At 56.6% G+C, this 25,077-nt stretch carries 21 protein-coding genes; 5 read left to right on the top strand and 16 right to left on the bottom strand.

Annotated features, from left to right (window positions below):
• The 6 genes from O3S85_RS01950 to O3S85_RS01925 form a co-directional block, all read right to left on the bottom strand.
• Complete coding sequence (locus tag O3S85_RS01950) at nucleotides 1-342, bottom strand: ElaB/YgaM/YqjD family protein (RefSeq protein WP_269537433.1); 342 nt, start codon at nucleotides 340-342, stop codon at nucleotides 1-3.
• Nucleotides 335-2,209, bottom strand: coding sequence for a sensor histidine kinase (locus tag O3S85_RS01945; RefSeq protein WP_269537432.1), 1,875 nt, complete (start codon nucleotides 2,207-2,209; stop codon nucleotides 335-337). Before O3S85_RS01945 ends, O3S85_RS01950 begins: the two co-directional genes overlap by 8 nt.
• Before the next feature lie 36 nt (nucleotides 2,210-2,245).
• On the bottom strand, nucleotides 2,246-3,733 hold the full coding sequence (locus tag O3S85_RS01940) for a sigma-54-dependent transcriptional regulator (RefSeq protein ID WP_269537431.1): 1,488 nt from the start codon (nucleotides 3,731-3,733) through the stop codon (nucleotides 2,246-2,248).
• Nucleotides 3,734-3,852: 119 nt separating this feature from the next.
• Nucleotides 3,853-5,058, bottom strand: a complete 1,206-nt coding sequence (locus O3S85_RS01935; protein ID WP_269537430.1) for a phospholipase D-like domain-containing protein — start codon at nucleotides 5,056-5,058, stop codon at nucleotides 3,853-3,855.
• Between the two features lie 94 nt (nucleotides 5,059-5,152).
• Nucleotides 5,153-5,326: a DUF1328 domain-containing protein gene (locus tag O3S85_RS01930; RefSeq protein ID WP_269537428.1), complete on the bottom strand. Its 174-nt coding sequence runs from the start codon at nucleotides 5,324-5,326 to the stop codon at nucleotides 5,153-5,155.
• Nucleotides 5,327-6,095: 769 nt separating this feature from the next.
• On the bottom strand, nucleotides 6,096-6,572 hold the full coding sequence (locus O3S85_RS01925; RefSeq protein WP_269537427.1) for a hypothetical protein: 477 nt from the start codon (nucleotides 6,570-6,572) through the stop codon (nucleotides 6,096-6,098).
• Between the two features lie 365 nt (nucleotides 6,573-6,937).
• Here O3S85_RS01925 and O3S85_RS01920 point away from each other — a divergent pair, with 365 nt between their 5' ends.
• Both O3S85_RS01920 and O3S85_RS01915 read left to right on the top strand, forming a co-directional pair.
• Nucleotides 6,938-7,135: a hypothetical protein gene (locus O3S85_RS01920; protein WP_269537426.1), complete on the top strand. Its 198-nt coding sequence runs from the start codon at nucleotides 6,938-6,940 to the stop codon at nucleotides 7,133-7,135.
• A gap of 327 nt (nucleotides 7,136-7,462) precedes the next feature.
• Nucleotides 7,463-8,650 carry a peptidoglycan-binding domain-containing protein gene (locus O3S85_RS01915; protein WP_269537425.1) on the top strand — a complete coding sequence of 396 codons (1,188 nt, stop codon included), beginning with the start codon at nucleotides 7,463-7,465 and terminating at the stop codon, nucleotides 8,648-8,650.
• Between the two features lie 124 nt (nucleotides 8,651-8,774).
• Here the strand turns inward: O3S85_RS01915 and O3S85_RS01910 are convergent, their stop codons facing one another.
• The 5 genes from O3S85_RS01910 to O3S85_RS01890 form a co-directional block, all read right to left on the bottom strand.
• The gene (locus O3S85_RS01910; protein WP_269537424.1) at nucleotides 8,775-9,464 is read right to left on the bottom strand and encodes a gamma-glutamyl-gamma-aminobutyrate hydrolase family protein; all 690 of its coding nucleotides are present in this window, start codon (nucleotides 9,462-9,464) and stop codon (nucleotides 8,775-8,777) included.
• Between the two features lie 10 nt (nucleotides 9,465-9,474).
• Nucleotides 9,475-10,782 carry a carboxylate--amine ligase gene (locus O3S85_RS01905; protein WP_269537423.1) on the bottom strand — a complete coding sequence of 436 codons (1,308 nt, stop codon included), beginning with the start codon at nucleotides 10,780-10,782 and terminating at the stop codon, nucleotides 9,475-9,477.
• A gap of 84 nt (nucleotides 10,783-10,866) precedes the next feature.
• A complete protein-coding gene (locus tag O3S85_RS01900) occupies nucleotides 10,867-11,460 on the bottom strand; it encodes a hypothetical protein (RefSeq protein ID WP_269537422.1) in 594 nt (197 codons plus the stop codon).
• Between the two features lie 431 nt (nucleotides 11,461-11,891).
• Nucleotides 11,892-12,425 carry a hypothetical protein gene (locus O3S85_RS01895; RefSeq protein WP_269537420.1) on the bottom strand — a complete coding sequence of 178 codons (534 nt, stop codon included), beginning with the start codon at nucleotides 12,423-12,425 and terminating at the stop codon, nucleotides 11,892-11,894.
• A 103-nt stretch (nucleotides 12,426-12,528) separates the two neighbouring features.
• Nucleotides 12,529-14,409, bottom strand: coding sequence for a tetratricopeptide repeat protein (locus tag O3S85_RS01890; protein WP_269537418.1), 1,881 nt, complete (start codon nucleotides 14,407-14,409; stop codon nucleotides 12,529-12,531).
• Nucleotides 14,410-14,500: 91 nt separating this feature from the next.
• Here O3S85_RS01890 and O3S85_RS01885 point away from each other — a divergent pair, with 91 nt between their 5' ends.
• The 3 genes from O3S85_RS01885 (at nucleotide 14,501) to plsY (ending at nucleotide 17,942) form a co-directional block, all read left to right on the top strand.
• Nucleotides 14,501-15,511, top strand: a complete 1,011-nt coding sequence (locus tag O3S85_RS01885) for a hypothetical protein (protein WP_269537417.1) — start codon at nucleotides 14,501-14,503, stop codon at nucleotides 15,509-15,511.
• 101 nt (nucleotides 15,512-15,612) lie between these two features.
• Complete coding sequence (gene serA, locus O3S85_RS01880; protein WP_269537416.1) at nucleotides 15,613-17,235, top strand: phosphoglycerate dehydrogenase; 1,623 nt, start codon at nucleotides 15,613-15,615, stop codon at nucleotides 17,233-17,235.
• 104 nt (nucleotides 17,236-17,339) lie between these two features.
• Nucleotides 17,340-17,942: a glycerol-3-phosphate 1-O-acyltransferase PlsY gene (gene plsY / locus O3S85_RS01875; protein ID WP_269537415.1), complete on the top strand. Its 603-nt coding sequence runs from the start codon at nucleotides 17,340-17,342 to the stop codon at nucleotides 17,940-17,942.
• 66 nt (nucleotides 17,943-18,008) lie between these two features.
• Here plsY and O3S85_RS01870 read toward each other — a convergent pair whose 3' ends face one another.
• The 5 genes from O3S85_RS01870 to O3S85_RS01850 all read right to left on the bottom strand — a co-directional run bounded on the left by O3S85_RS01870 (nucleotide 18,009) and on the right by O3S85_RS01850 (nucleotide 25,050).
• On the bottom strand, nucleotides 18,009-19,166 hold the full coding sequence (locus tag O3S85_RS01870; protein WP_269537413.1) for a DNA cytosine methyltransferase: 1,158 nt from the start codon (nucleotides 19,164-19,166) through the stop codon (nucleotides 18,009-18,011).
• An 8-nt stretch (nucleotides 19,167-19,174) separates the two neighbouring features.
• Nucleotides 19,175-20,683, bottom strand: coding sequence for a HEAT repeat domain-containing protein (locus O3S85_RS01865; protein WP_269537412.1), 1,509 nt, complete (start codon nucleotides 20,681-20,683; stop codon nucleotides 19,175-19,177).
• A 47-nt stretch (nucleotides 20,684-20,730) separates the two neighbouring features.
• The gene (locus O3S85_RS01860; protein ID WP_269537410.1) at nucleotides 20,731-22,902 is read right to left on the bottom strand and encodes a hypothetical protein; all 2,172 of its coding nucleotides are present in this window, start codon (nucleotides 22,900-22,902) and stop codon (nucleotides 20,731-20,733) included.
• A gap of 144 nt (nucleotides 22,903-23,046) precedes the next feature.
• Complete coding sequence (locus O3S85_RS01855; RefSeq protein WP_269537408.1) at nucleotides 23,047-23,829, bottom strand: TIGR00282 family metallophosphoesterase; 783 nt, start codon at nucleotides 23,827-23,829, stop codon at nucleotides 23,047-23,049.
• Between the two features lie 66 nt (nucleotides 23,830-23,895).
• Nucleotides 23,896-25,050, bottom strand: a complete 1,155-nt coding sequence (locus O3S85_RS01850; protein ID WP_269537406.1) for a hypothetical protein — start codon at nucleotides 25,048-25,050, stop codon at nucleotides 23,896-23,898.
• Between the last annotated feature and the right edge of the window lie 27 nt (nucleotides 25,051-25,077).

Raw genomic sequence — 25,077 nt, 5'->3', positions numbered from 1 at the left:
TTAATCTCGCATAAAGCGGTCAATAACAATCCCGGCAACTACGGCGATGCCGAGTGACTGCCAAGGATGCTTCTTGATCAGCTTTTCAAGGTCCTGAGTGGTGTCTTTCGCCTTCCCGGCGACATGTTCCCCCTCGGCCTTGAGCTTGGCCATGACGTCATTTAGCTGCTCTCGCACATGCTCTGCCTTTTCGGATGCAAACTCCGAGGTAGCGTCGCTGGCGTCAGCGGTTAAGTGCTTGGCGTCTTCGACCAAGAGCTTGAGATCAGCGACCAACTTGTCGCGGTCTTGAGCGAGTTTATCCGCAGTGGATGTCTTTGTAGTGGATGTTTTATTAGACATGGTTGTGTTCGGTTGATGATTCTATGGTTTGCTCTGACTCCGGCTCGGTCACGCGTTGCAGCAGAAAGTAAAAATTGCTCCCTTGGCCCAAGACGGAATCGCAGCCGATATCCCCGCCGTGATCGGTAATGATCTCCTTGGAAATATGCAGCCCAAGGCCAGCGCTGCCGTGTCGCCGGCTGTCCTCCCCCTGCGCATAACGCTCGAAGATGATGTCGCGCATATCGTCCGGCACACCGGGGCCTTCATCGAAAACGCTGAACCGCACGCGGTCTTTTTCTACCACGGTTTGCACGATGACTTCCGAGTGCTCCGGCGCGTGGCGCAGTGCGTTGGAAACGAAATTATTCAAAACGATTTCAATGCGCTTCTCGTCAACATGGATAAACGGGTCCTCCGGCGCAGGCTCGGCGACCAACTTTACTCCGCATGAGTTCGCCAGCTCGCGGTGCGCCATGATCGAGCGATCAATGATGCCATTGGCGCGGCAGGTGTCCTTGATCAGTCGCTTATCGCTTTGCTCGATGCGGCTCAGGTCGAGGAGATTTTGGATAGTCGCCAATTGCCGCTCCAGGTCTTCCTTGGCGGTGTCGACCAGCTCTCGCTGCTCCTCATTCAGCGGGCCGACGGACTCCTCGCTGAGCAGGTAGAGCGACATGCGGGCGCTGGTCAGCGGCGTCTTCAGCTCATGGCTAACGGTGGCGACGACGTTGCCCTTCAGGTTGTCCGCAAGCTTCATCTTGGTGACGTCCTGGAGGAAAATCGCGACGCCCTCGGCGTTAAAAGCACCGGAGTCGAAGTCTTCCGTGTCCACCAGGTCGACGGGAAATGCAGCCACCAGAAAATACAATGGCTGGCCGCCAACGTTAATTCGCAGTGCCTCCTGCAAGCGATCCATCACCACAATGTCACCCGAGTCCATCGCGTCTTGGGCAAACTTCTTGAGCGCGCGCGGCAGGCCTTTTTTAAACTCCGGTGCTTCGAGCAGCGAACCAGCCTGCGGGTTGGCGAAGAAGACCTTGAGGTCACTGGTCAGGAACAGGGTCGCGTGCGGTGTGCGCTGCAGCACACTGCGGAAAGTCCGCGTGGTCGAGAGGAGCTTTTGGTCGGTCAGCGATTTGTATTCACGCAGCTTGTGGACCATTTGGTTGAAGGCGTGGGCCAGCTTGCCAATCTCATCGCGGCGGCTCAGATCGGCCTCCACATCGAGGTTACCCCGGCTCACATCCTCCAACTTGTCCTCCAGGTTTTCCAGCGGGTTGAGGATCATGCGCCCGATCTGACGGCTAATGAGCAAGGTGCCAAAGACCCCCAGCAAAATACCCGCGCCGAGGACGGCAAAAGATAACCGCAAGCGCTCGCGGAAGGCGTCTTGCAGGTTGAGCAGGTCGTCGATCGCGGCCGTCGACAGGCGCTCCAGCAACGTCTCTGCTTCCTGGAAAAGATTCAGCATCTCCATGCGCCGTTGGGCAATCATCGGATCATTCATCGCACGGAGCATCGTCTCCATGCGCGGATCGATCTGCTCATTGATCGTGATAAGCGCCGTCAAGGAATCCGTGCTTTGAGCGTTGGGGTTGACGCGGATTAGTTCGATGGCTTGCAGATATTCCAGCTTGGATTGACGGATGTCCGACCGCAGGCTGCGGCCATCGACCTCGGCAGTCATCTCGATCAGCACCTGCATTTCACGCAGGCGGAACAAGGCATTATCGGTTACTTCGGCAAACTCCTCGTGTGAGGTTTTTGCGTCACTAACGAGCTCTTCGAGATTCGCGAGCAGGAAGAATGTCCACAGAGCCAGCCCAACCAACAGCAACTGCAAAGGCAGAAGCGCGACATAGAGCCGATTGCGAAGTTTTTTCATGAGTGGGGGTTCATCACCGGACGGGATGCGCGATGATTAGGTGAGGCCCATGCGCTTGCGTTTGCGGTAGAGTGTCGCCGTGTCGATGCCGAGCACAGAGGCGGCTTGATCCAGGCTGTCAGCCTTGGCCAAAATGCGGCGGATGTGCGCCTCTTCCAGCTCGGCCAGCGAAATCATTTGCCCGGGTCGCGGGCCACCGCTCTCGTCTTGCGAGAAATCATCCGGCAAGTCGTTCGCCTCGATTTCATCACCCACGGAGAGGATCACCGCGCGTTCGATGACATTGCGCATTTCACGCAAATTGCCCGGCCAGGTGTAGTCGACCAACTGGCGACCAGCTTCCGTGGAGAAACGCAGATTTTTGCGCCCCTCACGCACGGCAAAATGCTTCAGATAATTTTCGGCCAGCGGCAGGATGTCCGACGGACGCTCATGCAGCGGAGGCATCTCAACGGAGATCACCTTGAGGCGGTAAAAGAGGTCTTCGCGAAACGTTCCGGCCTCGACCTCGGCGGCCAAGTCACGGTTCGTCGCAGCAATCACGCGAATATCGCACTTGCGCACACGATTCTCGCCCAGGCGCTCGTATTCGCGGTCTTGCAAGAGTCGGAGCAGCTTCGGTTGAATTTCCAATGGCAACTCGCCAATTTCGTCCAGGAACAAGGTGCCACCTTCCGCCGCGGCCACCTTGCCCCAGGTATCCTTGACCGCGCCGGTAAACGAGCCCTTCAAGTGGCCAAAAAGCTCACTCTCCAGCAGCTCACGTGAGAGGCTCGGGCAGTTAACGGTAATAAAGGGTTCTTTGGCCCGCGGGCTGCGCTGGTGGACATTGCGCGCCAACACAGTTTTACCGGTACCGCTGGGGCCGAGAATTAAGATCGACGCCTCGGAATTTGCCGCTTTGAAGGCTACATTGAACGTCTTCTGCATATCCGGCTCTTCAGACTCCAGTCGGATAGTGGCGTCCTTGTCCGCCACCTGCTCTTCCAGCGCCTCGACCTTACGCTCCAACGCGATGCTGCGTTCGAGCTTGGCCAACATCTGCCGAATCTCTTCCGGAATAAACGGCTTCTGAATGTAATCGTAAGCACCACGCTTCATGGACTCCACTGCCGACTCAATCGACGAGTGCGCCGTGAAGACGATGACCGGGACTTTTTCGTTACGGGCCTTGAGTTTGGTGAGGTAATCCAGACCGTTCTCATTGCCCAGCATCACGTCGAGAAACATCGCGTCGATGCGCTCCTCGGCGAGTATGAATTCCGCCCGGCGTGAGTTTTCTGCCGTGAAAGGGGTATGCCCCATGCTTTTGAGAGCGATGGAGGTGGTCCGCAAAATATTAGCTTCGTCGTCAACAATTAGAATATTCATTCCGCGCACCTGTGACGCTGGATCTATGCCGGTCTCTTCGTCGTCATACATCCCGGAATCGAGCAGACCGGGGCCGTTCGACTCTGCTTTAGATTTTGAATTAGCGCGGGTGGCTTTGTTGCTGCGGCTTTCAGCGTTGTAACGGTATGCCATGTAAGTCCTTAGGTAGAAGTGTAAATAATGATATGAATGACCGATTCGCAAACCCAACTATTGCATTTTGCAATGCGCCAGGCGTACGCGATGCTGCATTCTGCAACAAACGGTTTGGCCTAGAGTTGATCGCGGAACGGGGTGAGCAGGCGCTGAACGAGAAACTCCACGGTATTCGGCCCAGACCACTTACTGCGGTCTAATTGGATGGCATCATCCAGATCTCGCTCGACGGTTTGGCGCATTTCCCGAACAAAAGTCGGGCTGCCAACGACGACACCGATTTCCTCATCTTTGAGCAGGGATCGGCGGTTGAAGTTAATGGATCCAAACAGCGCGAGCTCGTCGTCACAGAGCATTAGCTTGGTGTGGATCATGGTTTTTTGGTAAAGATGTACCTCGGCACCAGCCTTCGTTAGGTCGTCAAAGTATCGCGCCGACTCCAAGCGCTCGAAGCGCTTGTCTGTGTAGGCATCGGGGATGAGCACGCGCACGGACACACCATTGCGCGCCTTTTCGCACATGAGCTTGAGCAGGCCTGGCTCTGGAACGAAATATGGCGTCACGATATCCAGGCGCTCGGTGGCCAGATTGATCATCGCGTGCAGCACCTTGTGCGCATCGCTGACGCGGTAGCCAGAGTTGGACCGCACCACTTGCAAGGGCAGCCCATGGGGGCGCTCATTGGGGTTGGCCGTCATCATCTTGAGCGGAATTTCGTTTTCCTCGAACCAATTGTCCCAGAAAGCGCCGCTAAGGCACTTCACAGCCGGGCCACGAACGCGAAAATGCGTTTCGCGCCATTCATCCGGGTTACGGGCGTCGCCCTCCCATTCGGCGGCAATTCCGACGCCGCCGGTAAATGCAATACGACCGTCGCAAATCAACACCTTGCGGTGCGTGCGCCAGTCAAACTTGAGCAACGACTTCTTGACCGGGCGAAACCACTGAATCTGGACGCCAGCTTCCGCCATTTCGTCAAGGTATTCGCGCTTGATGTCGGAGCAGCCAAAGGAGTCCAACAGGACCCGCACGGTGACGCCTGCCATCGAGCGCTCGCTGAGTGCATCGGCAAATTCCTTGGCGACATCGCCACTCCAGTAAATGTAAGTCAGTAGCTCGATGTGGTCATGGCTGCTGCGTATAGCTGACAGCATGGCCGGAAAAATTTCATTGCCGTTATTTAGCGGCTCTACGGTATTTCCGTAGGTAAAAGGGATGCCCAGAGCATTTTCCATGTAGGCGATCCGCGATGGCGATGCGATGTCTTCATCGCGCTCTTTGAGCGAAGTCGTCGGCAGTTCTGGCATGTCGAGGTTCAGCATAGCGGCTTGCAGGTTGAGGGTTTAGCAACGCCCGGCCGGGAATATCGCCACAGGCCGGGCGCTTGCATTATTCAACGTCATCTGGTGACGGCAGTTACATGGGTTTCTTGCCCTGTAGCGCGCCAACAAGGGCGGATACGATCAGCAGTACGAGGAATACAAAGAACAGAATCTTAGCGATTCCCGCTGCAGCACCAGCGATACCGGTAAAACCCAGAAGGGCTGCAATTAATGCGACTACAAAGAATGTGAGTGCCCAGCTTAACATGATTATCCTTTCGTTGAGTTATTTGTCAGAGTTATCGACAGCTAATATTGCAGGGCAAATGCCAAGCAGCTTGAATATTTCATTAACTATTGCATATAAACAACCTATGTATTTTTAGTGAATTTTCTGTGAGCCTAAAACATGCAAAATGCATTTCAAAAAAAACAACCAACAGGGAAATTTGCAGGAGTTTTCACAACGACTAATCTTCAAGACAACATGAGCTCCGGTAGGCCCTTATATTGAAGATATACCCAGACCCTAGAGTTGATTATTACAAGAAATGCAAAAGCCGCATGCCTAAGGGATTCTACGATTGCCTGACCCAGCAATTCCCTTCGTCAACATGCTCGCCCCCAACCCACAGCGAAATAGGTACCAACAAAATTCTCGCCGAGGTCCAGGATGACACCTCCAAGGCGGGCAGGTAGAGGCCTTTCTACAGAGTGGGTCATCCAGCCGCCGGTGAAGCGTTGGCCGTGGAGATTTATGCTGTTGATGGGGCCAGGCCAGTAATGGCGGCAGTTTGCCTTCGTTAAACGAACCAATCTCTATCGCAATGATCCACGACGCCCCCAACCATAACCATAAAGACATGATTGCCGAAAATGCAGGGACGTCGGCACGGGTGAAATTACCAGCGTCGAGAGCTGCTCGCTGGCATTATCGGCTTACACGAGCCAAGCGCTACCATGCTGTATTCGCATTGGTAGCGCTGGCTATTGTGGGTGCGCGCACAAAAAGCGCGCGCGGTCTAACTATCGAGTCTTTAGGCCGACTGCATCATCGGCTCATTTAAAAAAGAAGCATATTCGCGCGGCATCGTTTCGAGTATGCACTCAGTCCCCATCACAACGGAGTAAGCATGCTGCGCCTGCGCAATCCGCATCAGGCGCACATACTGCAGAGCGATGTGCCGAGTTAATTTATCAAGCGATTCGGCCAAATCGTCATCTGAAATCGTATCGCTCATGAGATCGCATGCCAGGCACTCGAAATCATAACTCAGCACGCACTTAGGAACAATCCAATCAAAGGTGATGTGGCAATTCTCCAACTGAGCCAGCTTGCGAAGCATGGCACAACGGTCACGGCTACCAGCGATAAAAGATGCCCAAGCATACTTCTGCAAATTTGGCTCACGTAAAGTAGAACGAGACTGGCAGAGAGAAATCAACCAGCGCTCGGTGGCGTAGAGATTAGAAATTTCGGATTCAATCGAGAAGTTTGGAATATTTAGGTTCATGCCAAGCCTAATGCAGAGCCCGTGCCCGCGCGCATGCATGTAACGTAAGCTATTCTATTCCAAATAGATATGCTTTTCAAATTTTCGATTCCAAATTTTCGAGGAACTTTGGTCTGTAAAATTGCAATGCGCAAAAAGCAGGATAAATTGCATTTTGCCCTCCAGGTGTAGGAAATTAAAATAATCGGCGGGCATTGCAAATTGCGCGAACCACCTCCACAGCTCTGCGACAAATTGCACGAAGGCAAATGATAACGGGTTATTTTTAAATTTTGCTAACCTTTGATTTTCAGCATCTTAAGTAAGATTCGATCAAGGCTGGCACGCATCATGATATTACATTGGTGAACCAAATTACGAATATCATGAAAACAAAACTAACAACACTCATCACTATTCTCTCACTCGGCCTGCTCAGCTTGTTTGCTGGTTGCGAAAAGGATGCCGGCGATCATTTGGAAGACGCTGGTGATTCCATCTCCGACGCAGCTGAAAGCGCTGGCGACTCCATCAGCGATGCTGCTGAGGACGCCAAAGACGAAGTTAAGGATGCAACGAATTAACTGCTAGGTAGCATCAGTTAGGTTAGCTGGAATTTTTTGAATCCGATCCCCGGAAACATAAATAGCAGCAGTAGGCGGCCGGCCCCGATGGGGTCGGCCGTTCTGCGTACAAGATTAAATAATTGGCTCAATACATCGCGATAACTCTACAATGCAAAAGAACATAATTAAGATAGTTTTGAATTGCGCAATGCATTCAACCAACGATCAATCAAAAATATAAAACTCCCTAAGATGATGCAGTTAAGTAATTTATAAAACATAAAACAAAACTGGCACGCAATGAGTTACTACTATGCCGAACACTAACTCAAACCAGATACAGATATGAACAAGAAAATCATTATTACCTGTGCCGCCGGCATTGTTGGAGTAACTGCTGTTAACGCTGAAGCTGAAGAAAGCAGTTTTTTCGATGATGTTGCTAATTTCTTTACTGGCGAGTCCGACCAGCAAGAGCAAGTTGCCCAAGCTGAATACGTGAAGGGCCCTGGTGACCACGAAGGCTATCGCAACGCCCACAAGGCATACCCGAAGTTGCCGCTGAAGAAGGCGGAAACCATCGAGCCCGAAGAGCGCTACGAGATCACCGCCGAGAGCAAGCACCTGCCCTTCCCTGAAGAAGCAACCGTAGGCGAATGCTACGCTGAGATGATCGTCCCGGCCAAGTTCGAGACCGTTACTGAGCGTGTGCTGCAGCAAGAAGCATCTTCCCGCATCGATGTGACCGCCGCCCAGTATGAGTGGCAGGAGCAAAAGGTGATGGTGAAGCCAGCTGAAACCCGCCTCGAAGTTGTGCCCGCCCAATACAAAACTGTTTCCGAAAAGGTCATGATCGAGCCGGCCCGCACGGAGAAGATTTCCATCCCCGCTACTTATAAGACCGTCAGCGAACGCGTCTTGGTCCGCCCAGCCACCAAGGTCTGGATGGATGGCGAGGTAGAAGTTGAAAACCCGAACGAGCTGACCGGCGACATCGTTTGCTTGGTGGAAAAGCCTGCCGAGTATAAGACGGTAACCCGCCAAGTTGTTGACCAACCGGCACGTACCGAGGAAAAGACTATCCCGGCTCAATACAAGACCGTGCAAAAGCAGGTAATGGTGTCCGACGCTACCACGCGTGAAATTACCATCCCTGCCCAGTATGACACCGTGCAAGTTCGCACGCTGAAGACGCCCGAAAAGACCAACGAAGTTTACATCGAGCCTCAGTATGCCAACGTGAGCCGCGATATTCTGATCGAGCCGGCCCACACCCGCTGGGAACGCGTGCTGTGCGACGATACGATTTCACCTGAGCTTGCCTGGGAAGTTGAAAGCCGCCTGAACAAGCAAGGCTTCAATCCCGGCGCAGTCGACGGCAACATCGACGCCTCCACCGAGGAAGCTATCGAGCAATACCAAATGGCCAACAACCTGCCAATGGGCGGCCTGACTCCGGCTACCTTGCAGAGCCTTGGCATCGTCAACTTCAAGGAGCAAGTATCTGCTCCCAAGGTTGCCAAGCTCGACTAAGCAACCAACTTACCACTCATACCGCATGCTTACAGCGCCCGGGGACAACCCCGGGCGCTTTCTTTTTTGCAAAGTTACTTTGCAGTGCAGAGTTTAAATCTGCGGAATCGTTATAAGCGAGAAACTACTGCGAATCAGTGTCCGCTTTAGCCGCCTGAACCAAGGCTTTGAAGATGCGGCGATAGCGCTCTTGGTAGATCAAAAACTCAGGATGGAACTGCACGCCTAAATAAAACGGACGAGACTCATCTTCGATGGCTTGAATGACCCCGTTTGGCTCACGCGCAACCGCGGTCAGCCCCTCGCCCACATTGGCAATTGCCTGCTTGTGGATCGAGTTGACCATCAGCTCATCGGTATCCATCAATCGCTGAAATTTGCTACCCGTCGTTAGCTTGATCGGCTTACGAAAAAAAGTCGCCGCCCAAACGCCACTGGGGTAATCCGCATCTTCATAGGCCGACTTGACCTCCATGTGCAAATTGCCGCCATGCACGACGTTCATTAGCTGCGCGCCGCGGCAGATTGCCAGCACCGGCAGTCGCTTTTCCTGCGCGAGCTTTAGCCAGTAAACTTCCAACTCGTCGCGCAGGCGATCATAACGCCGATCTTCGCGGGCGGTTTCTTGATAGAGCTCCGGGAAAATGTCGACGCCACCGCCCAACAGCAGGCCATCCACGTGCATTTCGCGGTAAGGCCTTTTCGCGCTGAGCTTCACCGGCTTACCTCCGCCTAACCGCACAGCCAGCGCCAGGCAAAGCATGGCAAATGGATCTGCGTTGGTGGGGCTGGTGATGCCGATTAGAGGGCGCATGCGGCGGTAGCTATACCTTGAATTCCTCCGGTAAATCTCCGTGGCGAATCAGCGAACTAACGACAAATAACAAACCTAGCGCGGCCTGCGGATCGTCCTCCAATAGCAGGTCACTGTGCGCGTTTTCACTTTGTTTTTTGAGTTGGCGCCACTTGGCTTTGGTCGACTCCGTGTCGATCTCAGTCGTCATAAAATCCGCAAACGAACGCCATGCAGCTTCCCAGCGCTTGCCTTCGAGCTGCGCGGTAAAGTTCTCCCAATGGCGGCCCAGCTCCTCGAAGCTTTCGTTGCTGTCGATGCAGTCCTGCAGTGCAGATAGCCATCGAAGTCCAGGGGTATTCGTCGTGACATCGACTTTCGCTTCGTTGGGCTCCGGGGATTGCCCGGTCATAATCTGAAAGAGCAACCAGGGGAAATCGACACCCGACTCGACCGAATGCACCAAGCCCGCCCAGAAGCGCGGGTTCACCTCGATCAACATCGGTTCGCCTTGGCCATCCCAGCGGAAATCAATCTGAGCGATGCCGTGCCAGTTAACCGCCGCCAGCAACTTCTCCGCACTGGCGCGAAAGGGTGCATCATCGACGGTCTTGCGCACCACTCCCTGCCCTTTATCGATCGGGAATTGCTGCAAATTCTGATAGGCCATATGCGCTACCAGTTGCCCGTGGTCGCAGAGCGCGGCGAAGCAATAATCCTCCCCTGGAACCGCTGCTTGCACGACGGGCATCTCTCCACCGGCATCGACAATTTCGTGGCAATAGCGGACGGCTTCCTCCTTGGTCTGGCAAATACGAATGCCACGTCCGCCATGGCTGTCCGGTGGTTTCACAATAGCGGGTTCCGGAAAATTCTCGCGGTCCTGCAGCTCCTCTACCGAATCGGCGACCAATGTTTGCGGGATGGGCAGTTCATTCGCTTCTGCTGTTTTCGCAAAAGCAGCCTTGGAGAGCACTGCATCGATGGATGAAATATCCGGAGCCGCCACGATGATGTGTTTCTCCAGGCGCTCACGATGCTTGGCGATAATCGTCGCATCGCGAAAGGACGGTATCAAAACGTAGGGTTCGCCATTCTCCGGCTTGTAGCGCTCAATGTTTTCGATCAGATCCTCCAGATAGCCTTCAGGATTTTCTTTAGCTAAGCGATGGAGAAAGGTGTCTTGAACGTATTTTGAAAACTGCAAGACGGTCAGCTCGACATCGTCGCAGCCAATTACCTCTACCCCACGCTTCCCGAGGGAATGCGCGATGGCCAGCGCGATGATGCTGCGCCCGTAGGTGACTATAACTCGCCCTTTGCTTGTCGCATTTTCCATGCAGCATCATAGGTGAAATCACGGCATGCTTCAAGCCGCAGACGGAGATAATCCCTGAAGAATTTTCCCAGAGCAAGCTAGCCACTAAGCGCCCACCACGGTGAACTTGCCGCGGGTTAGCTCAGCACGCATCTGCTCCAGCTCAGCGCGCTCGACTTCCAGGCGGTGAGTCTCAGCAACCAGGCGATCTTCAGCTTCATTCACATAGCGCTCGCGCTCCTGCATGCCATTACTCGTCGAAAGGTGCGCACCGATTTCCTTCACCGCAAAACAGAGCTCACGCAAAGCGGCCAGGGTTTCACGCTGGGATGCCTCAATGGTATCGAGACGTGCCATCACCTTGGGCGTGAGCGGGCTTGGGGCCACGAGCTCATCCGACTCGGGCAGCTCCACTTCGGCCGCAGATGGCTTCGGCATCTTAAATGATGGTCGTGAGTTGCTGGGCGGAGGACGCCTGCGGCCCTCCAATTTTTTCCAATCGGGATTCGGGTTGCTGGCCTCGTCGGCGTGCAGCACCAGGTATTGGGCACCAGGATTTTCCTGAAACTGTCGCTCAAGCGCATTCAGCATCATCGGCTGCTTCACGGTGACACCGTCACAGTTCAACCACCAGGAGTCGCGTAACTCCTGCGAGGTCATTTGAAAACGAAGTGTTCCGATGCTGACTGTTTCTTTCATAAGAGCGATTCAGTTAGGGTTAATCTGACCATGTAAAACGACCAATAACCCAGCTAACTAAGTAAAAAGCCTATAAATCCTAGATTCCCCAACGCAAGCATAAGTTATTCCACCTATACCAATCAGTGCATTCCAGCCTCGACAGAGCACGGAAACAATATCCCATTATCAACTTTATTCATTAACTATCAGCTACTTACGAAACAATTCGGTAAAAGATCTCGAAATCAGACCACTGAATTAAATTTTTCCGCCCAAAAATGGCCAAAATCGCCTATGCTTAGCTGAGCATTTTAAGACAATTCACTGCACCAGCCTCACCCTTTAACCGAGAAATTGGACACAGCAAAGCCGCCCCAGTTTCGCCAGGGCGGCCCGTTTGCTGCTGCTGTTATCTTTTTACTAATCCCTAGTTTAGTAAAAGTCGGAGATTAGTCACCGAACCCGGGACGACCACCGCGGCGTCCAGGAGGCATACCCATTTCGCCGGAAATGTCGCCTTCGTCGAAGACCCGGTCAGGTGCATCAGAGAGGTCGACGCCGTCATCGGTAATATCGAGATAGACGCGCTTAGGGCCATTTTCACGGCCAACCAGCCGCACGGTGCCGCGCATACTTTTGGTCTCGGGGCCATCGCCACGATCGCGCTCGAGATTGGTGCCAAAGCGACGAATCAGGCTATCCTTATCGTCCTTGTCGGCTACAACGAGGATCGCACCGCCTTTGGCCATTTCGTCGTCATCGACAGTAGCTGCCCAAAAGAAGACGTAAGGCACATCGTCGGGGGCGTGGCGATTGATGCGAATGAACGCCACGTCCAAGCTGACCTTTTCGCCTTCGAGCTGATCGCCCATCGCTTTGACGTAGGCGGCAGTGTTTTTTCCAGAGGAACCGGCGAAGGCCCAAAGCGGGCAGAAGCCCACGAGGGCTGCGAGTAATACTTTGAGAGAGGATTTTATAGTCATGATTACGAGTTGGGTTATGCAGAGGAAAACCAACCCGCTCATGAAAAGTTGCGGAAAAATCGCTTCGCGGAGGAAAAAGGTAAAAATGCCAGAGACGCGGCGACTACGGCATCGTTTGCAGCTTTGTGCGAATTTCCCCGGCACGGGGATGATTGGGAGCCATGATCACAAACTCCTCGTAGAGGAAACGTGCGTTACGGGTATTGCCCATGATCACCTCATAGGCACGGCCCAGAGCGAGGGTGATGTCCGGGCTATTGGGGAATCGCTCCTTGGCCTTGACGAGTTCGCGCATGAGAGCGTCACGGCTGTGAGTTCGCTGGATCGCACGCAGGTAATTCAGGGTATAGCGGACGTCGTTGGGTGCCAGCCGCGTAGCCTCGGAAGCATAAATCTCCGCCTCCCGATATTGGCCGTTATTATAATAGGCGCGCGAAAGATCGTAGGCTAACTCCGGGTTGCGATAATCCGTGGCCATCGCTTCGCGATAAAAACGAACCGCAGTCACGTAGTCTTCGGCCTCGTAGGCCATCTTGGCCCGATCGCTGGCCGTCATCGTGGGTGATGGCGGGTCGATCTCAATACGGCCTTCGCTGGCAGCCATGCTACCGTCGGCGGTTTCCTCGGCATCCACGGTCGTAACCTCTACGCCACCATCCGGCGTGCGCGTAATTTTGACTTCCTTGACCTCGACCTCGCCCGGAGGCGGCGTTGCAACTTCGACATCGGCAACCTCCAGGGCACCTTCGTCGTCTGCCATTTCCGGGGCGGCTTCTTCGGTTTCGGCCTGCATTTCTGCGGTCAAGTCGATCGTTTCGCCGCCCGGTGTGGGCAAGGCTTTCGCCATGACGAGGTCGGGGCCGTCATTAACATTACCCAAACTCGCGCTGGTATCGGGTGAGCCCGCATCGGCGACAACCAGATCCCCCGAGGCTGTAGGCGTGATGACGCCCTCATCCGTGGCAACGGAGACCGATTCCGTCGGCGTTGCGGCAACTGGAGTCGTTACCGCCGGGCTTTGGCCGGTAGCGTCGGAAACCGTCACATTGGAGGCCGACACGGCCGGAGCAGCAGCACTGGCGGCCAGCAGCTCTTCCTCGGTCATAGGCGCGGTCGCAGGCTTTTCTTCCTTGGTCGTCGCGATTTCCGGTGCTTCGGCCACAGTCTGTCCGATCGTCCCCTGCAGGGCACTTTGCGCCGAGCGCCACTTGCGAAGCTCCGTGCGGGCATTCGCATAGGGACCGTTCGCGAGCTCTCCGGGAAATTCTTTTTCGATCTGGTCCATCAGCTCAGCAGCGCGGGGCCACTGCTTGTCGCGCAAGGCGATTTCAAACAAGCCCAGTTGCGCATTCAGGCGATCGGCTGACGCCCCACCCGGCCGCAGCGCCTGCATATACCACTTGGTGGCCTGCGCCCGATTACCCAGCGAGTGGTAGAGATGCCCGACCAGAGCCGCCTCTTCGTGAGTCGGTGGTTGGCGGTTGCGGCGAAAAGCCTCCAGAAAGGCATCCAGCGCCGCCTGGGTGTGCTTTTGCTCAAACTCTGCCCGTGCCAGCGCCTTCCAGGCGGCGGAGTCGTCCGGGTTTTTCGCTAAATAATCGGTGTAGGCCTTGGCCGCGGCCTTCGGGTTGCCACTGTCGAGGTAGGCCTGCGCCGCGTAGAGGGCCAGGTCGGCATTGCTCGGGTCGAGCTGAAACGCCTGATCGAAATACAACGCGGCCATCATCGCATCCGGCTGCTTCGCGTAGGCAAAGGCCAGGGCCTGGATGACCTGAGGGTTTCCCGGCGCTTGTTTCTCCAGCTCTTCCAGCCGCTGAATCGCCAACGGAATTTGGTTCTCGTAAACCAACTCATTAGCGGCGGCAATGGCCTGTTGAATCGACGCTTCATCCGGCGGACCATCTTTCCCACCGCAAGCGGTTAGAAAAAGTGTTGCCAGCAAAAGCCAAAGAAGGGCAGTCTGGTTGCTGTATTGCTGTTTCATGCAGAGGCAGTTATAAACATCGGACCTACCGAAAACGAGTCAAGCGCTGATAATGTTGGGCACACGTCAATTTACACAATTTTTCACGAGCATGCTACTGGCCGCGACCCTTTGGGGCCAGGATTACCGTCCCACGGCGGCCGAAAAGCCATTTGTCTGGGAATATTCCCTGAACGGCTTTAGCCAGACGGATTACGAGTATGGCGTAGAGTCTCTCATTGCACACTGGGAAAAAACCACCGGCAAAACGCTGGCCCCGGGTGCCAATGGCAAAGTCGGCCTAAAGGTATACACCGAATCCGGCCCCGGCCTGATGACGCCCCCCAATCTGACCAAAGCCGTCATCACTTCCCTCGAAAAACGCGGATTTTCCCGCTACCAGATTTTTATCATCGACGGCACCGAGTCCCGGCTGCGCGAGTGCGGCTATCTGCCCTCCCGCAGCGGCATGGGCGATGAGACCTTCTTCGATGTGCCCGTTTACGCACTCGATACCAGTGCCGACATGACCAACGATCTGTGGTTCTACGACAGCAACCTGCCCTCCCGCGAGCGCATGGCCCGCGCCATTTCCTCTGGCCGCGGCTTCTCCTTCGAGGAAGATCCCAACGACCGCAAAAGCTTTCTGGCCTCCAAGCTCTTCAATGAGACCGACTTCTGGATCAACCTGCCCATGGTTTCCGACAACGAGGCCCTCGGCGTCAGCGGTGCCATTGCCAATGCCACCCTGTGGAACGTGACCAACAACCAACGCTTCTTCCAGAGCTCGGCCAACGCCCCCGTCGCCGCGGCGGAAATCGGTGCCATTCCCGAGCTTTATGATAAATGGGTCTTCAGCATCGTCTCTCTGGAGCGCTATCAATTCCTTGGCGGGCCCCGCTTCAATGCACAATACACTGGCCGCGAAAAGCGACTCTGGCTCAGCGCCAATCCTGTGGCCATTGACTACCTGATGTGGCGCAAGCTCATGAAAGACCGCCGCTCGGCACAGTTCGCCGTCCAGGAAACCGAGCCGCCGCTCTTCGAGTATGCCTCGACGCTCGGTCTCGGGCCCTACCGTCTCAACGAGCTGAAACTGCGCAAACTGGCCCCGGCCAACTAATCGCAATCAAAAGCTTTGCTAATTAAAACCACCCTCAAGCTGGTTTTAATCTTTTCTACGGTTGCATTCTGCGTACGGCAGCGTTCAATCACGAGCCTCTTATGAAAATCCTGGTCGCAGACAAAATCTCGCCTTTGGGCATCGAACATTTCAAGCAGCAGCCTGGCGCCGAAGTCATCGTTGCATGGGAAGTCGTGCCGGATTGGTCTCCGAAGAAAAACCCAGAGCAGGTAACCAAACTGCTGGCGGAGCATCCGGACGTGGAAGGCATCGCCGTTCGATCTGACACCCAGGTGACCGCTGAGGTCATGGCCGCAGCGCCCAAGCTCAAAGTCGTGGGCCGTGCCGGCGTTGGCGTCGACAACGTGGACATCCCCGCCGCCACCGAGCGCGGTGTGATCGTCATGAACACCCCCGGCGGTAACACCATTGCCACGGCAGAGTTGACCTTTACCCACCTGCTTTGCGGCAGCCGCCCAATTGCCCGCGCGGACAAGGAAATGAAGGAAGGCGGCTTCCCCCGCAAGAGCCTCCCCACCGGTGCAGAGCTCAACCAGAAAGTCCTCGGCGTTTGCGGTCTCGGCCGCATCGGTGCCGAAGTCTCCAAGCGCGCACAGGCCTTCAACATGTCCGTGCTCGCCTACGACCCCTATTTGACCGAAAGCCGCGCGGAAACCCTCGGTATTAAGAAGGTCACCCTCGAAGAAGTCTTTACTCAGTCGGACTACATCACGGTGCACATGCCGCTGACGCCCGAGACGAAATACATGATCGACGAGGACGCCATTGCCAAGATGAAGGACGGCGTGCGCCTCTTCAACTGCGCCCGTGGTGGCATCATCAAGGAAGCCGCGCTGATCGCCGGCCTCGAAAGCGGTAAGGTCGCCGCCGCCGGTCTGGACGTTTTTGAAGACGAGCCACCCGCCGCAGACAGCCCGCTGCGCAAGTTTGACAACGTCACGCTGACCCCGCACCTCGGTGCCTCCACCACCGAGGCCCAGGAAAGCGTCGGCATCGAAATCGCCGAACAAATGGTCGACGCACTCAGCGGCGGCATGGTTCGCAACGCGATCAATATGCCCTCGATCGACCCGAAGGCCCTCGAAGCCCTCAAGCCGTATCTCAACCTTGGCGAAAAGCTCGGCAGCTTCATCCAACAGCTGTCCAAGGACACCGTTGAAAAGCTCAACATCACTTACTACGGCAAGATCACCAAGCTGGACACCACGCCGCTCTCGCGCGCAATCCAGCGTGGCTACCTCGGTAAAATTTCGCCGAACGTCAACGACGTCAACTCGCCCAGCAAGCTGGAACAGCTCGGCGTGGAAGTCACCACGACCAAGAGCAGCGTCGACGCCAATTACACCGAGCTCATTCAGGTGGAAACCGTCGAAGTCACCGGCAAGGTCCGCAAGGTCGCCGGCACCCTCTTCGGCAAAAGCCAGAGCCCGCGCATCGTCTCCATTGACGGTCACGGCGTCGAGGTCAATACCTCCGGCACGCTGCTCGTCGTGAAGAACAAGGACGTCCCCGGTATGGTCGGCTTCCTCGGTTCCGTGCTTGGTAAGGACGGCGTCAACATCGCCAACCTCTCGCTGGCCCGTGACCAGGGCGAAGGCTTTGCCATCAGCGTGGTCGAGCTCGACAGTGCCCCTTCCGAGGCCACACAAACCGAGATCTCCAACCACGAGCACATCGAGAAGTTCAAGGTAATCGAGCTGTAATTCAGGTTCGAAGGTTCCGGGTTCGGAGGTTTGAAGGTTGTTGCGCAATGCAAAATGACCGCCTAACCTTCGAACTTACGAACATTCAAACTTTCGAACCTTAAATGAACATCCTCGCCGCCATTGGAGCTTTGCTCGTCGGGTATTTCCTCGGCTCAATCTCGTTTGCCGTCATCATCGGCAAAAAGCACGGCGTGGATATCCTCAAGGAAGGCAGCGGTAACCCCGGTGCCACCAACGTCAAGCGGGTCCTCGGCAAAAAGGCCGGCAATGCCTGCTTCGCGCTCGATGCACTCAAGGGTTTTGCCGCGACGCTGATCCCGCAGTTCTTCGTGACGGATGAGAACACGCTGGCCTTTGCCATCATCGGACTGGTTGGCGCGATTCTGGGGCACAGCTTCTCGGTGTTCATCGGCTTCAAGGGCGGCAAAGGCGTCGCCGTCACGATGGGCGGCTTGCTGGCGCTGGCACCCTTGGTCCTGCTCTGCGGCTTGCTCATTTGGGTGGCAACATTCTACACCTCGCGCTACGTCTCGCTGGCCTCGATCGCCTTCGGCATCAGCCTGCCCCTGCTCGCGCTCATGGCCGGCTCCGACTGGTTGTTGATCGGCTTCTTTGCCGTGCTCGCCGTGTTGATCGTCGTCCGCCACAAGAGCAACATTCAGCGCCTCCTCGCCGGGACGGAAAACCGTTTTACAAAGAAATAATGGCGCATGCGTTTGGCTTCAGCCATCCTCCTTTCTGATATGCCCAAACCCTGACCGCAGATTCCTTTAAGCGGGAATCGTAGCCGCCTCTGGCCGGGTAATTTTTCCCAACAAAGGCTCCAGCAAATGTGCCGCCAAGTAACGCACCACCGGCACCGCCACGCCATCGCCGATCAAGTGGTAGCCTTCGTTGTAGCGCGCGGGCAGTTGATAGCTGTCGGGCAGCCCCATCAGGCGAGCCGCTTCACGCACGGACACCAAGCGCGTGCGCACCGACTCGCCATCGACAAAGATCAAGGTCTGTCGACTCGACCCACCGCCCGGCGTACGCAGGCAGCCCGCCACACCGTCAAAACGCACTTCGGCCCGCTGCACGCGATTGCCGTTATTATCGATGCGCGTGCGCCGGTAAATCGTGCCCACGGTCGCCTTCCGGTTCGCTTGCACTGCGGCCAGTTTGTCGCGATGCCGCTCATGCATCATGGAAAGCAGGCTTAGTGTTTCGTCCGGCGTATGCCAATCAACGCCCGTTGGCTGAGCCTCGATCACATCCGCCAAATCGATACTGCGCTCAGGCGGCTTCGGCAATTTCCACCAAACCCAATTGCGCTGGGCCTTTGCACTGAGTCGCGCATATGCCTGCTGCAAGGCTACCGGGTGAAACTGCGCGGGCAGCTCACTGCTCAATCCCTCTAAAATTGCTACATTCCGATGCAATGCCACGATGAACAAACGCGGCCGCGACTGCGGCAAAAAATCAACGGCGTCCATCAGCAACGCACCAAAGCGATATCCACCCTGCCCGAGCGCATCGGCCAGCGCCCGGAAATCCTCGCCTTGGTGAGAAGTCAGCAGGCCGCCTACGTTCTCCAGCACGATGCAGCGCGGCGCGCGGGCCTGCTTTTGAAGCGAAGACATCAGATCCCAAAACGCCCAGAATGAGCCCGAGCGCTCCCCCGCCAGCCCGGTACCTCCGCCTGCCAGTGATAAATCCTGGCAAGGAAACGAAGCCCAGGCTAAATCCGCGCATCCGGGCAAATCTCGCGTGGCTACATTCTGCACCAGACGGCTGTCCAACGGCTCATCAGCACCCCAGTTTTGGCGGTAGGCTGCGTTTTTTTTCGCGTCGCAATCGTTGGCAAAAACAGGTGTCCAGCCCGGCCCCAAGCCCATACGCGCCATACCACCACCAGCGAAAAATTCGTAGAAAGTCAGCGCCGACATTGCTCCATCTAAAGCTTGTTCATGTCGATCTCGATGACTTTGCCGCCGCCCAGCTCGGTGCGGATACGCGGCGCGAGTGGGCTTTTCGGGTTGTCCTCGATGTAGCCGCGCAGGATTTCGGTCCGGCGCGGGAACTGCCTTTCGCGCAAAAGTATCACCACCGCGCTGCGCTGCATGGCCAGATCGGGGTCTTCCAACGAAGCGGCAACGACATCCGTCCACCCCTCGAATTGCATGGCGCTGATCGCCTCCATCGCCGCAATGCGCACATCGACGGATTCATCCAGCATCAGGTCGAAGAGCATGTTTTCCGCCTGCTCCGGTGGTTGCCGAATCGCGAGTTGCACCATCGATGCTCGCACATCCGGATACGGATTATCGAGCAGCGAGACCACCAAGTCATCGGTCACCAAGTCCGCACGTGCGTAAAAATGCGTTACCGCCATCGTGCGGATTTCCTGGCTCGAATCACTCAACAAGCGCTGCGTAATTTCCGGGTATTGCTCAGCCAGATTCAGGTTGAGAAAAAGCCGGACTGCTTCGGCGCGCAGCACGGAACTTTTCAGTTCTGTTAAAGTCGGTGCCAGCGGTGTGGCGAGTTCACGATAGCCGCGCAGCGATTGGATCAGCCGCTGCCCCTGGTCTTGCGAAAGGCGGTCGGCAGCGAGCGCCTTGATCAGCCAGTCCAGCTCATAAGGCGCACCCGTCCAGCGGAACAAAGCCAGATGCGCCTCGGCGGCGATCTCGGTATTGTCGCTGGCAGCAATTTGTTGCAGCAGCTCCAGCCCCTCTTCGGAACCCCGGCGGCCCAGCTCGGCGGTCAATCGCTGCAGCGCGGTCGCGTCATCGCCCTCCACGATTTTCTGCGCCGGTGCCTGCCAATCACGGGGCTCGGCGTAAGCAATGGCGAGCGGGATGGCATCCAGGCGGACACCCCGGTCGGGATCGCTGAGCAGCGCAATAAACACCTCGGGCTCGATGCGCAGATTGAGGTTGTTGAAATTGATCAGCATGTTGCGCCGCACGACGGCGTCTTCGTCCTGAAAAGCGCGTTGCAGCGCCTCGCGCACGGCGGGATTCATTGGCCGGTTTTTCAGATCGGGCCGAATCATGCGCGACGTGCGCCAAATGCTCATCAGCTGGGGCGACATCGAGGAAACCATCCGGCGGACCTCCACATCCTCATCGGCAATGTGCATCAGGATCGGCTCCACGGCGTCCGACGGCAGGCCATGGCGCCACTCCGCAATCGAGACCAATGCCGCGCGGCGCACGCGGGCGCTAGGGTCGTCCAGCGCGTCGATAACCGCGGCCTTGGCGACTGGCGCATGATATTTGCCCAGCAGCATGGCGGCCCCGGCGCGAATCTCGGGATTGTCCGATTGCAGGTCCTGCATCGCGCGGTTAATCGTCTCCTGCTCCTGGGCGGAAAGTCGCGGCTGTGGCAGCAGCTCCGGCGGCAGCATGGAGCGGTCAAAGCCATTACTTTGCGCAAAAAGTGGCGCAGCCAAAGCCATGGCCGCCCATGGCAAAGCTTTTTTCAATCGCTGTTGTTTCCAAAAAATCATCGCAAACCAAGGCTGCGGCGCCAGAACCATTCAATGCCAAATACCAGCAAAATGGCCAGAAGAAATGCCGCGTTCCGCGTCCAGTAGGTGCGCTCTTCGCGCAGTGGCACGGCGTCCGAGAGTATCAGCTCGTCGATTTCGCCGATCTGCTCCCAGCTAAAATATTCGCCGCCGGTGATCCGCGCCAAGTCCCGCAAGGCTGTCTCACGGAAGCGTAAATCCTCGTCTTCACGGCCCGCACGGTGTGCCGCAAAATAGGCTGTGTGCTGGAGCGTCTCTCCGTCAGGAAATTCAATCGCGTAGTCGACGCGGTATTCGCCGGGCGACTCCAGCAGCGCCTCTCCCGCAAAGCGACCGGGGTCCGCCGACTCCGGCAACAGGTCCACTTCGGGCAGCACATCGCCATTGGGCGCGGTAATCGTCGCGCGAATCCGGGCATCTTCCGATGGACGAAAATCACTGCCGCGCACATCGATATCGAGCGCGACCGGGCCGCCCAAGTCAACCACCTCGCCCTGGATCGGCAGCTCGATGCGCGGCTTGCCACCCGTGGCCAGCCAGGCGATCAGCTGTTGCCAAAAAGCGGTGTGCTGCTCCTGCTCGCGGTCGCTGGTGAGCGCCCAGCGCCAAGTGCTCTCCGTACCGAGGTAGGCTACGCGGCCAGCACCGTAGGCATGGACCGTTAACACCGGCAAGCCCGGCGACTCCGTTTCTGCCGCCACGCGCACGCCCAGGCTCAGATCAGCGGGTTGGAAGAAAAGCGTCTCCTCGGGCAAATACGGCCCAGGCGGCATCGAGAGCACTCCGGCATCCGCGTCGCGAAACACCGGCTGCGCCGCCAGCTCGATGGGCGTGCGCTTAAGAACGCGGCCCAGCTCACCATCGCGGACGGGCAAGAGCGGTTTTAAATCGTCCGGCATCGCGTTAGGGTCGCCCATAAAGAGCACGCCCCCGCCTCGCCGCAGCAGGTATTCGCGCAGGCCTTCGCGGGCCTCGGGCGTCATCGCACTCACGGCGGAAATGTCGACCACCAGCACGGCATGCGGGAAAAATTCCTCTGCGCTTTCGGGGAAGCCCGCTGTGCTTTCGTCCATCGCATCCTCCTCGCCGAATCCCTGGCGAAAGAAGCGCTCTGGGCCCGTTTGGATCACGCATTGGCGTTGTAATTGGTCGTCTTCGCCCAGAGCTTGTTGCAAGTAGCGCCAAAACGGCCCCAAGCGCGCCGAGAGGTAAAACAAGCTCTGATTCTTCGGCATGGTGATGTCGACCGCAGCGTAATCCAAGTCGTTGGCGCGGTTAAAATCGCCCGTGGCCGGCTGCTTGAGCATCGCGCGAAACACCTGCAGGCCCGGAGCCTCGGGGACGTGCGAAAAGGTCAACTGGCTCTCCTCTCCGGCGGGCAATTGGACGGCCTGCGTCTCCACGAGCCGGTCTTCAGCAAACAGCTGGACCTCCACATTGCGCGCCTCGCCAAAGTAGTTGTTCAGCGCGACTTGCAGCTCCAGCGGATCGCCGAGTGCGGCGGACTCCGGCGCGTTGGTAAACTTCAGCGCGATGTCGCCCGGCGGCGTCGGCTCGCCAATGCCCACTACCGTGACCGGCACCCCGGCATCACGCCAGGCAATGGCTGCATCGGGCAGGCGCTCACCTTGTAAATTGATGCCGTCGCTGAGCAGCAATGCGCCGCCCAGTTGAGCATTGTCGGGTGAGCGGCTGTTAAGCAATTGGTTAAGCCCGTTGCCGAGGGCGGTGTCGCCGTTGCGTGGAGCCCAGTCGGCCCCTGCCAGCCAATCAGCGGCAATCGTGGAGGGCTCGAGGACATATTGCTCGGCCAGGCGTGCCCAGAGATTGCCCGAAGTGTCCGGTGCCAGCTCGTTTTGCAGAAGGCTCAGGCGGGTCTGGCTATCGGGCAGGTCGGCTGTTTCCATGCTGCGGGAAACGTCTCCCACCACCGCGACGGCGAACTGGCTGGCGTCCGGGTAGTCCCGCGACACAAAAGGATTGAGCAGGAGCAACGTGATCAACATCGCCCCGACCGCGCGCAAAGCAGCCAGCCCCCAAGCGGAATTCGGCGCGACTACCGGCCTTTTCCAAAGCGTCCAACCAATAGCCGCCAGCCCCGCCAGTACAATGGCAATTACGGGGAATGGGGTGTCGAAGCCGGTCATAGAAAAGGATTTAGAAACAAATTATTCACTACGAATGGCGCAGATGGGCGCAGATTTCAAACCGTGAATTGCATTATCCCTGCAATCTCCAACAAAAGTAACCGCATCTGCGTCCATCGGCGATATTCGTAGTTCAAACTTCGCCTAGCGGGCGCGCAGGGTGAACTGCTCGCACTTGGTGGCGATGCCTTGTTCGACATCGATATCCACCAAAGTTCCGCAAATTCGCACGTCGTTGCTCGCCACCGGCCAAACGCGGGGCAGCCCGTCGAGGAAGCGCAGGACGATGGGCTGGATTTCGCGGCCCAGAATGCTCTCGTAGGGGCCCGTCATGCCAGCGTCCGTGTGGTAGGCAGTGCCCCGTGTAAGGATCGTCGCGTCACCTGTAGGGATGTGCGTGTGCGTGCCCACAACCATTTGCGCGCGTCCGTCGAGATACCAGCCCATGGCGACTTTTTCTGAGGTCGTTTCGGCGTGGATTTCGGCCAGGATCGCGTCGCACTGGGCGTGCAGCTCGCCGATTTGGTGGTCGGCGCAGCGGAACGGGCAGTCCGCATTGGTCTTCATAAAGGTCCGACCGAGCACGGTGAAGACGCCCAGCTTGAAGCCGTTGCTTTCTAAAATGAGGTGCGTGCGGCCGGGGTTTTCCGCGGGTAAATTCGCCGGACGGCAGACGCTGCGCAACGAGTCAATTTCATCCACAAATCCGCGCTGGTCCCACACGTGGTCGCCCAGCGTAATGCCGTCTACCCCCGCATCAAGGATCTCCCCCGCGATGGCTCCAGTGATGCCGGAACCGGCGGCAGCGTTCTCACCATTGGCGACGACGAAGTCGAGTTCCAGCTCCTCCCGGAGCACCTTGAGCTGGGCTTTGACAAAGTTGCGCCCGGGCTTTCCGACGATATCGCCGATGAATAAAATTCGCATGCCCCATGCACGCACGCGGAAGAAAAAGTTTAAAGGGTAAAGTTAGCCCCACCCCATTAGACTACGCTACTGCGCAATGGCCGTTGGCACGTCCTCGGCGTATTGGTCGTGCAGGCGCTCTACCAGGTATTCAAAAACGACGTCGGTGTCGTAATCGTCGTAGGTATACTGCGGGTGGTATTGCGTGCCGATCATCGTCTTATATTTGTATGCATCGACGATTTTTTGGTCCTTAAGCGCCTCAGCAAAATCCGGGTTAGCCTCTGCTCCACCCTCGGCGACGAGTTGCTCGTAGTTCGAGAGAGGATGATAAGAAATGACCTCGATATCTTGCGGTATTGGCTCCACCAAGGCCAGCGAGTGCTGGAAGTCTTTGTTAATGAATTTGCCCTCCATGTCTTTGCCCTGGGCGAACTCATCCGGCACTGGGTAGAGCATGGTTTTGTAGTCCTTGTAGTTCGAGCCCTTGTCTTGCGTGTAGAGATGCTTGCCAATGCGCCATGTCTCCTCCTGCACCGGGCATCCGGGGGCTTTTTTCACCTTTAGCTCCGTGTCGCCGTAGCCACCGTCTTTGAATTCAAACAGCCGCCCAAGCTGGCCTCCGGAATGGATGTAGCCGATTTGCGACCCATGGCAGGTGCCCCAGACGAGCTTATCCTGAGCAAAAGCTGCATCGATAAAGAATAACCCGTAAATCGTCTCGATGATGTCCATTTCGTTCGCACCATCCGGGGTGTCGATCGTGGTAACGTCCGCCTTGTAAAACATCGGATGCGCACCGTAAGTGTCGCTGGATTCGATGACCAAAAACTGGTGGTCGGCCATGAAGTCCTCAATGGCGCGGTAAGTCTTCGCCAAGTTCGACTCCGGATGCGCCATAATGTATTCCAGAATGAGCGTGTGCAGGTCGGTGCTCTTGGGATTGTCCTGCTTGATCTCGATGACTTCTGGCACGCTGTTGCGCAACAGGCTGAGCAGCTCCTTCTGGGACTCAGCGGACTTCCCCGCAAACCGCGCCTGAAACGGATTGAACAGCGTGAAGGTCATCTTCATGTCGGGTGTGTATTCCCGAGTCGCCGAATTGAAGGCGTAGAAGATCTCCGGCTGCATGCGGGTGTGATTCCTCGACGGGATGACCACCGTGTCGATGTGCAAAGGCTTTTCGCCAAACGAAGTCTGCGCAACCAACGCCGCAAACAAAACCAATACCAGTAAACGCATCGTATTGATCTAGGACACAGGTCAAAC

Source organism: Cerasicoccus sp. TK19100 (assembly GCF_027257155.1).
Classification (GTDB): Bacteria; Verrucomicrobiota; Verrucomicrobiia; order Opitutales; family Cerasicoccaceae; genus Cerasicoccus; species Cerasicoccus fimbriatus.
This window is presented reverse-complemented; position numbering and strand designations above follow the sequence as displayed.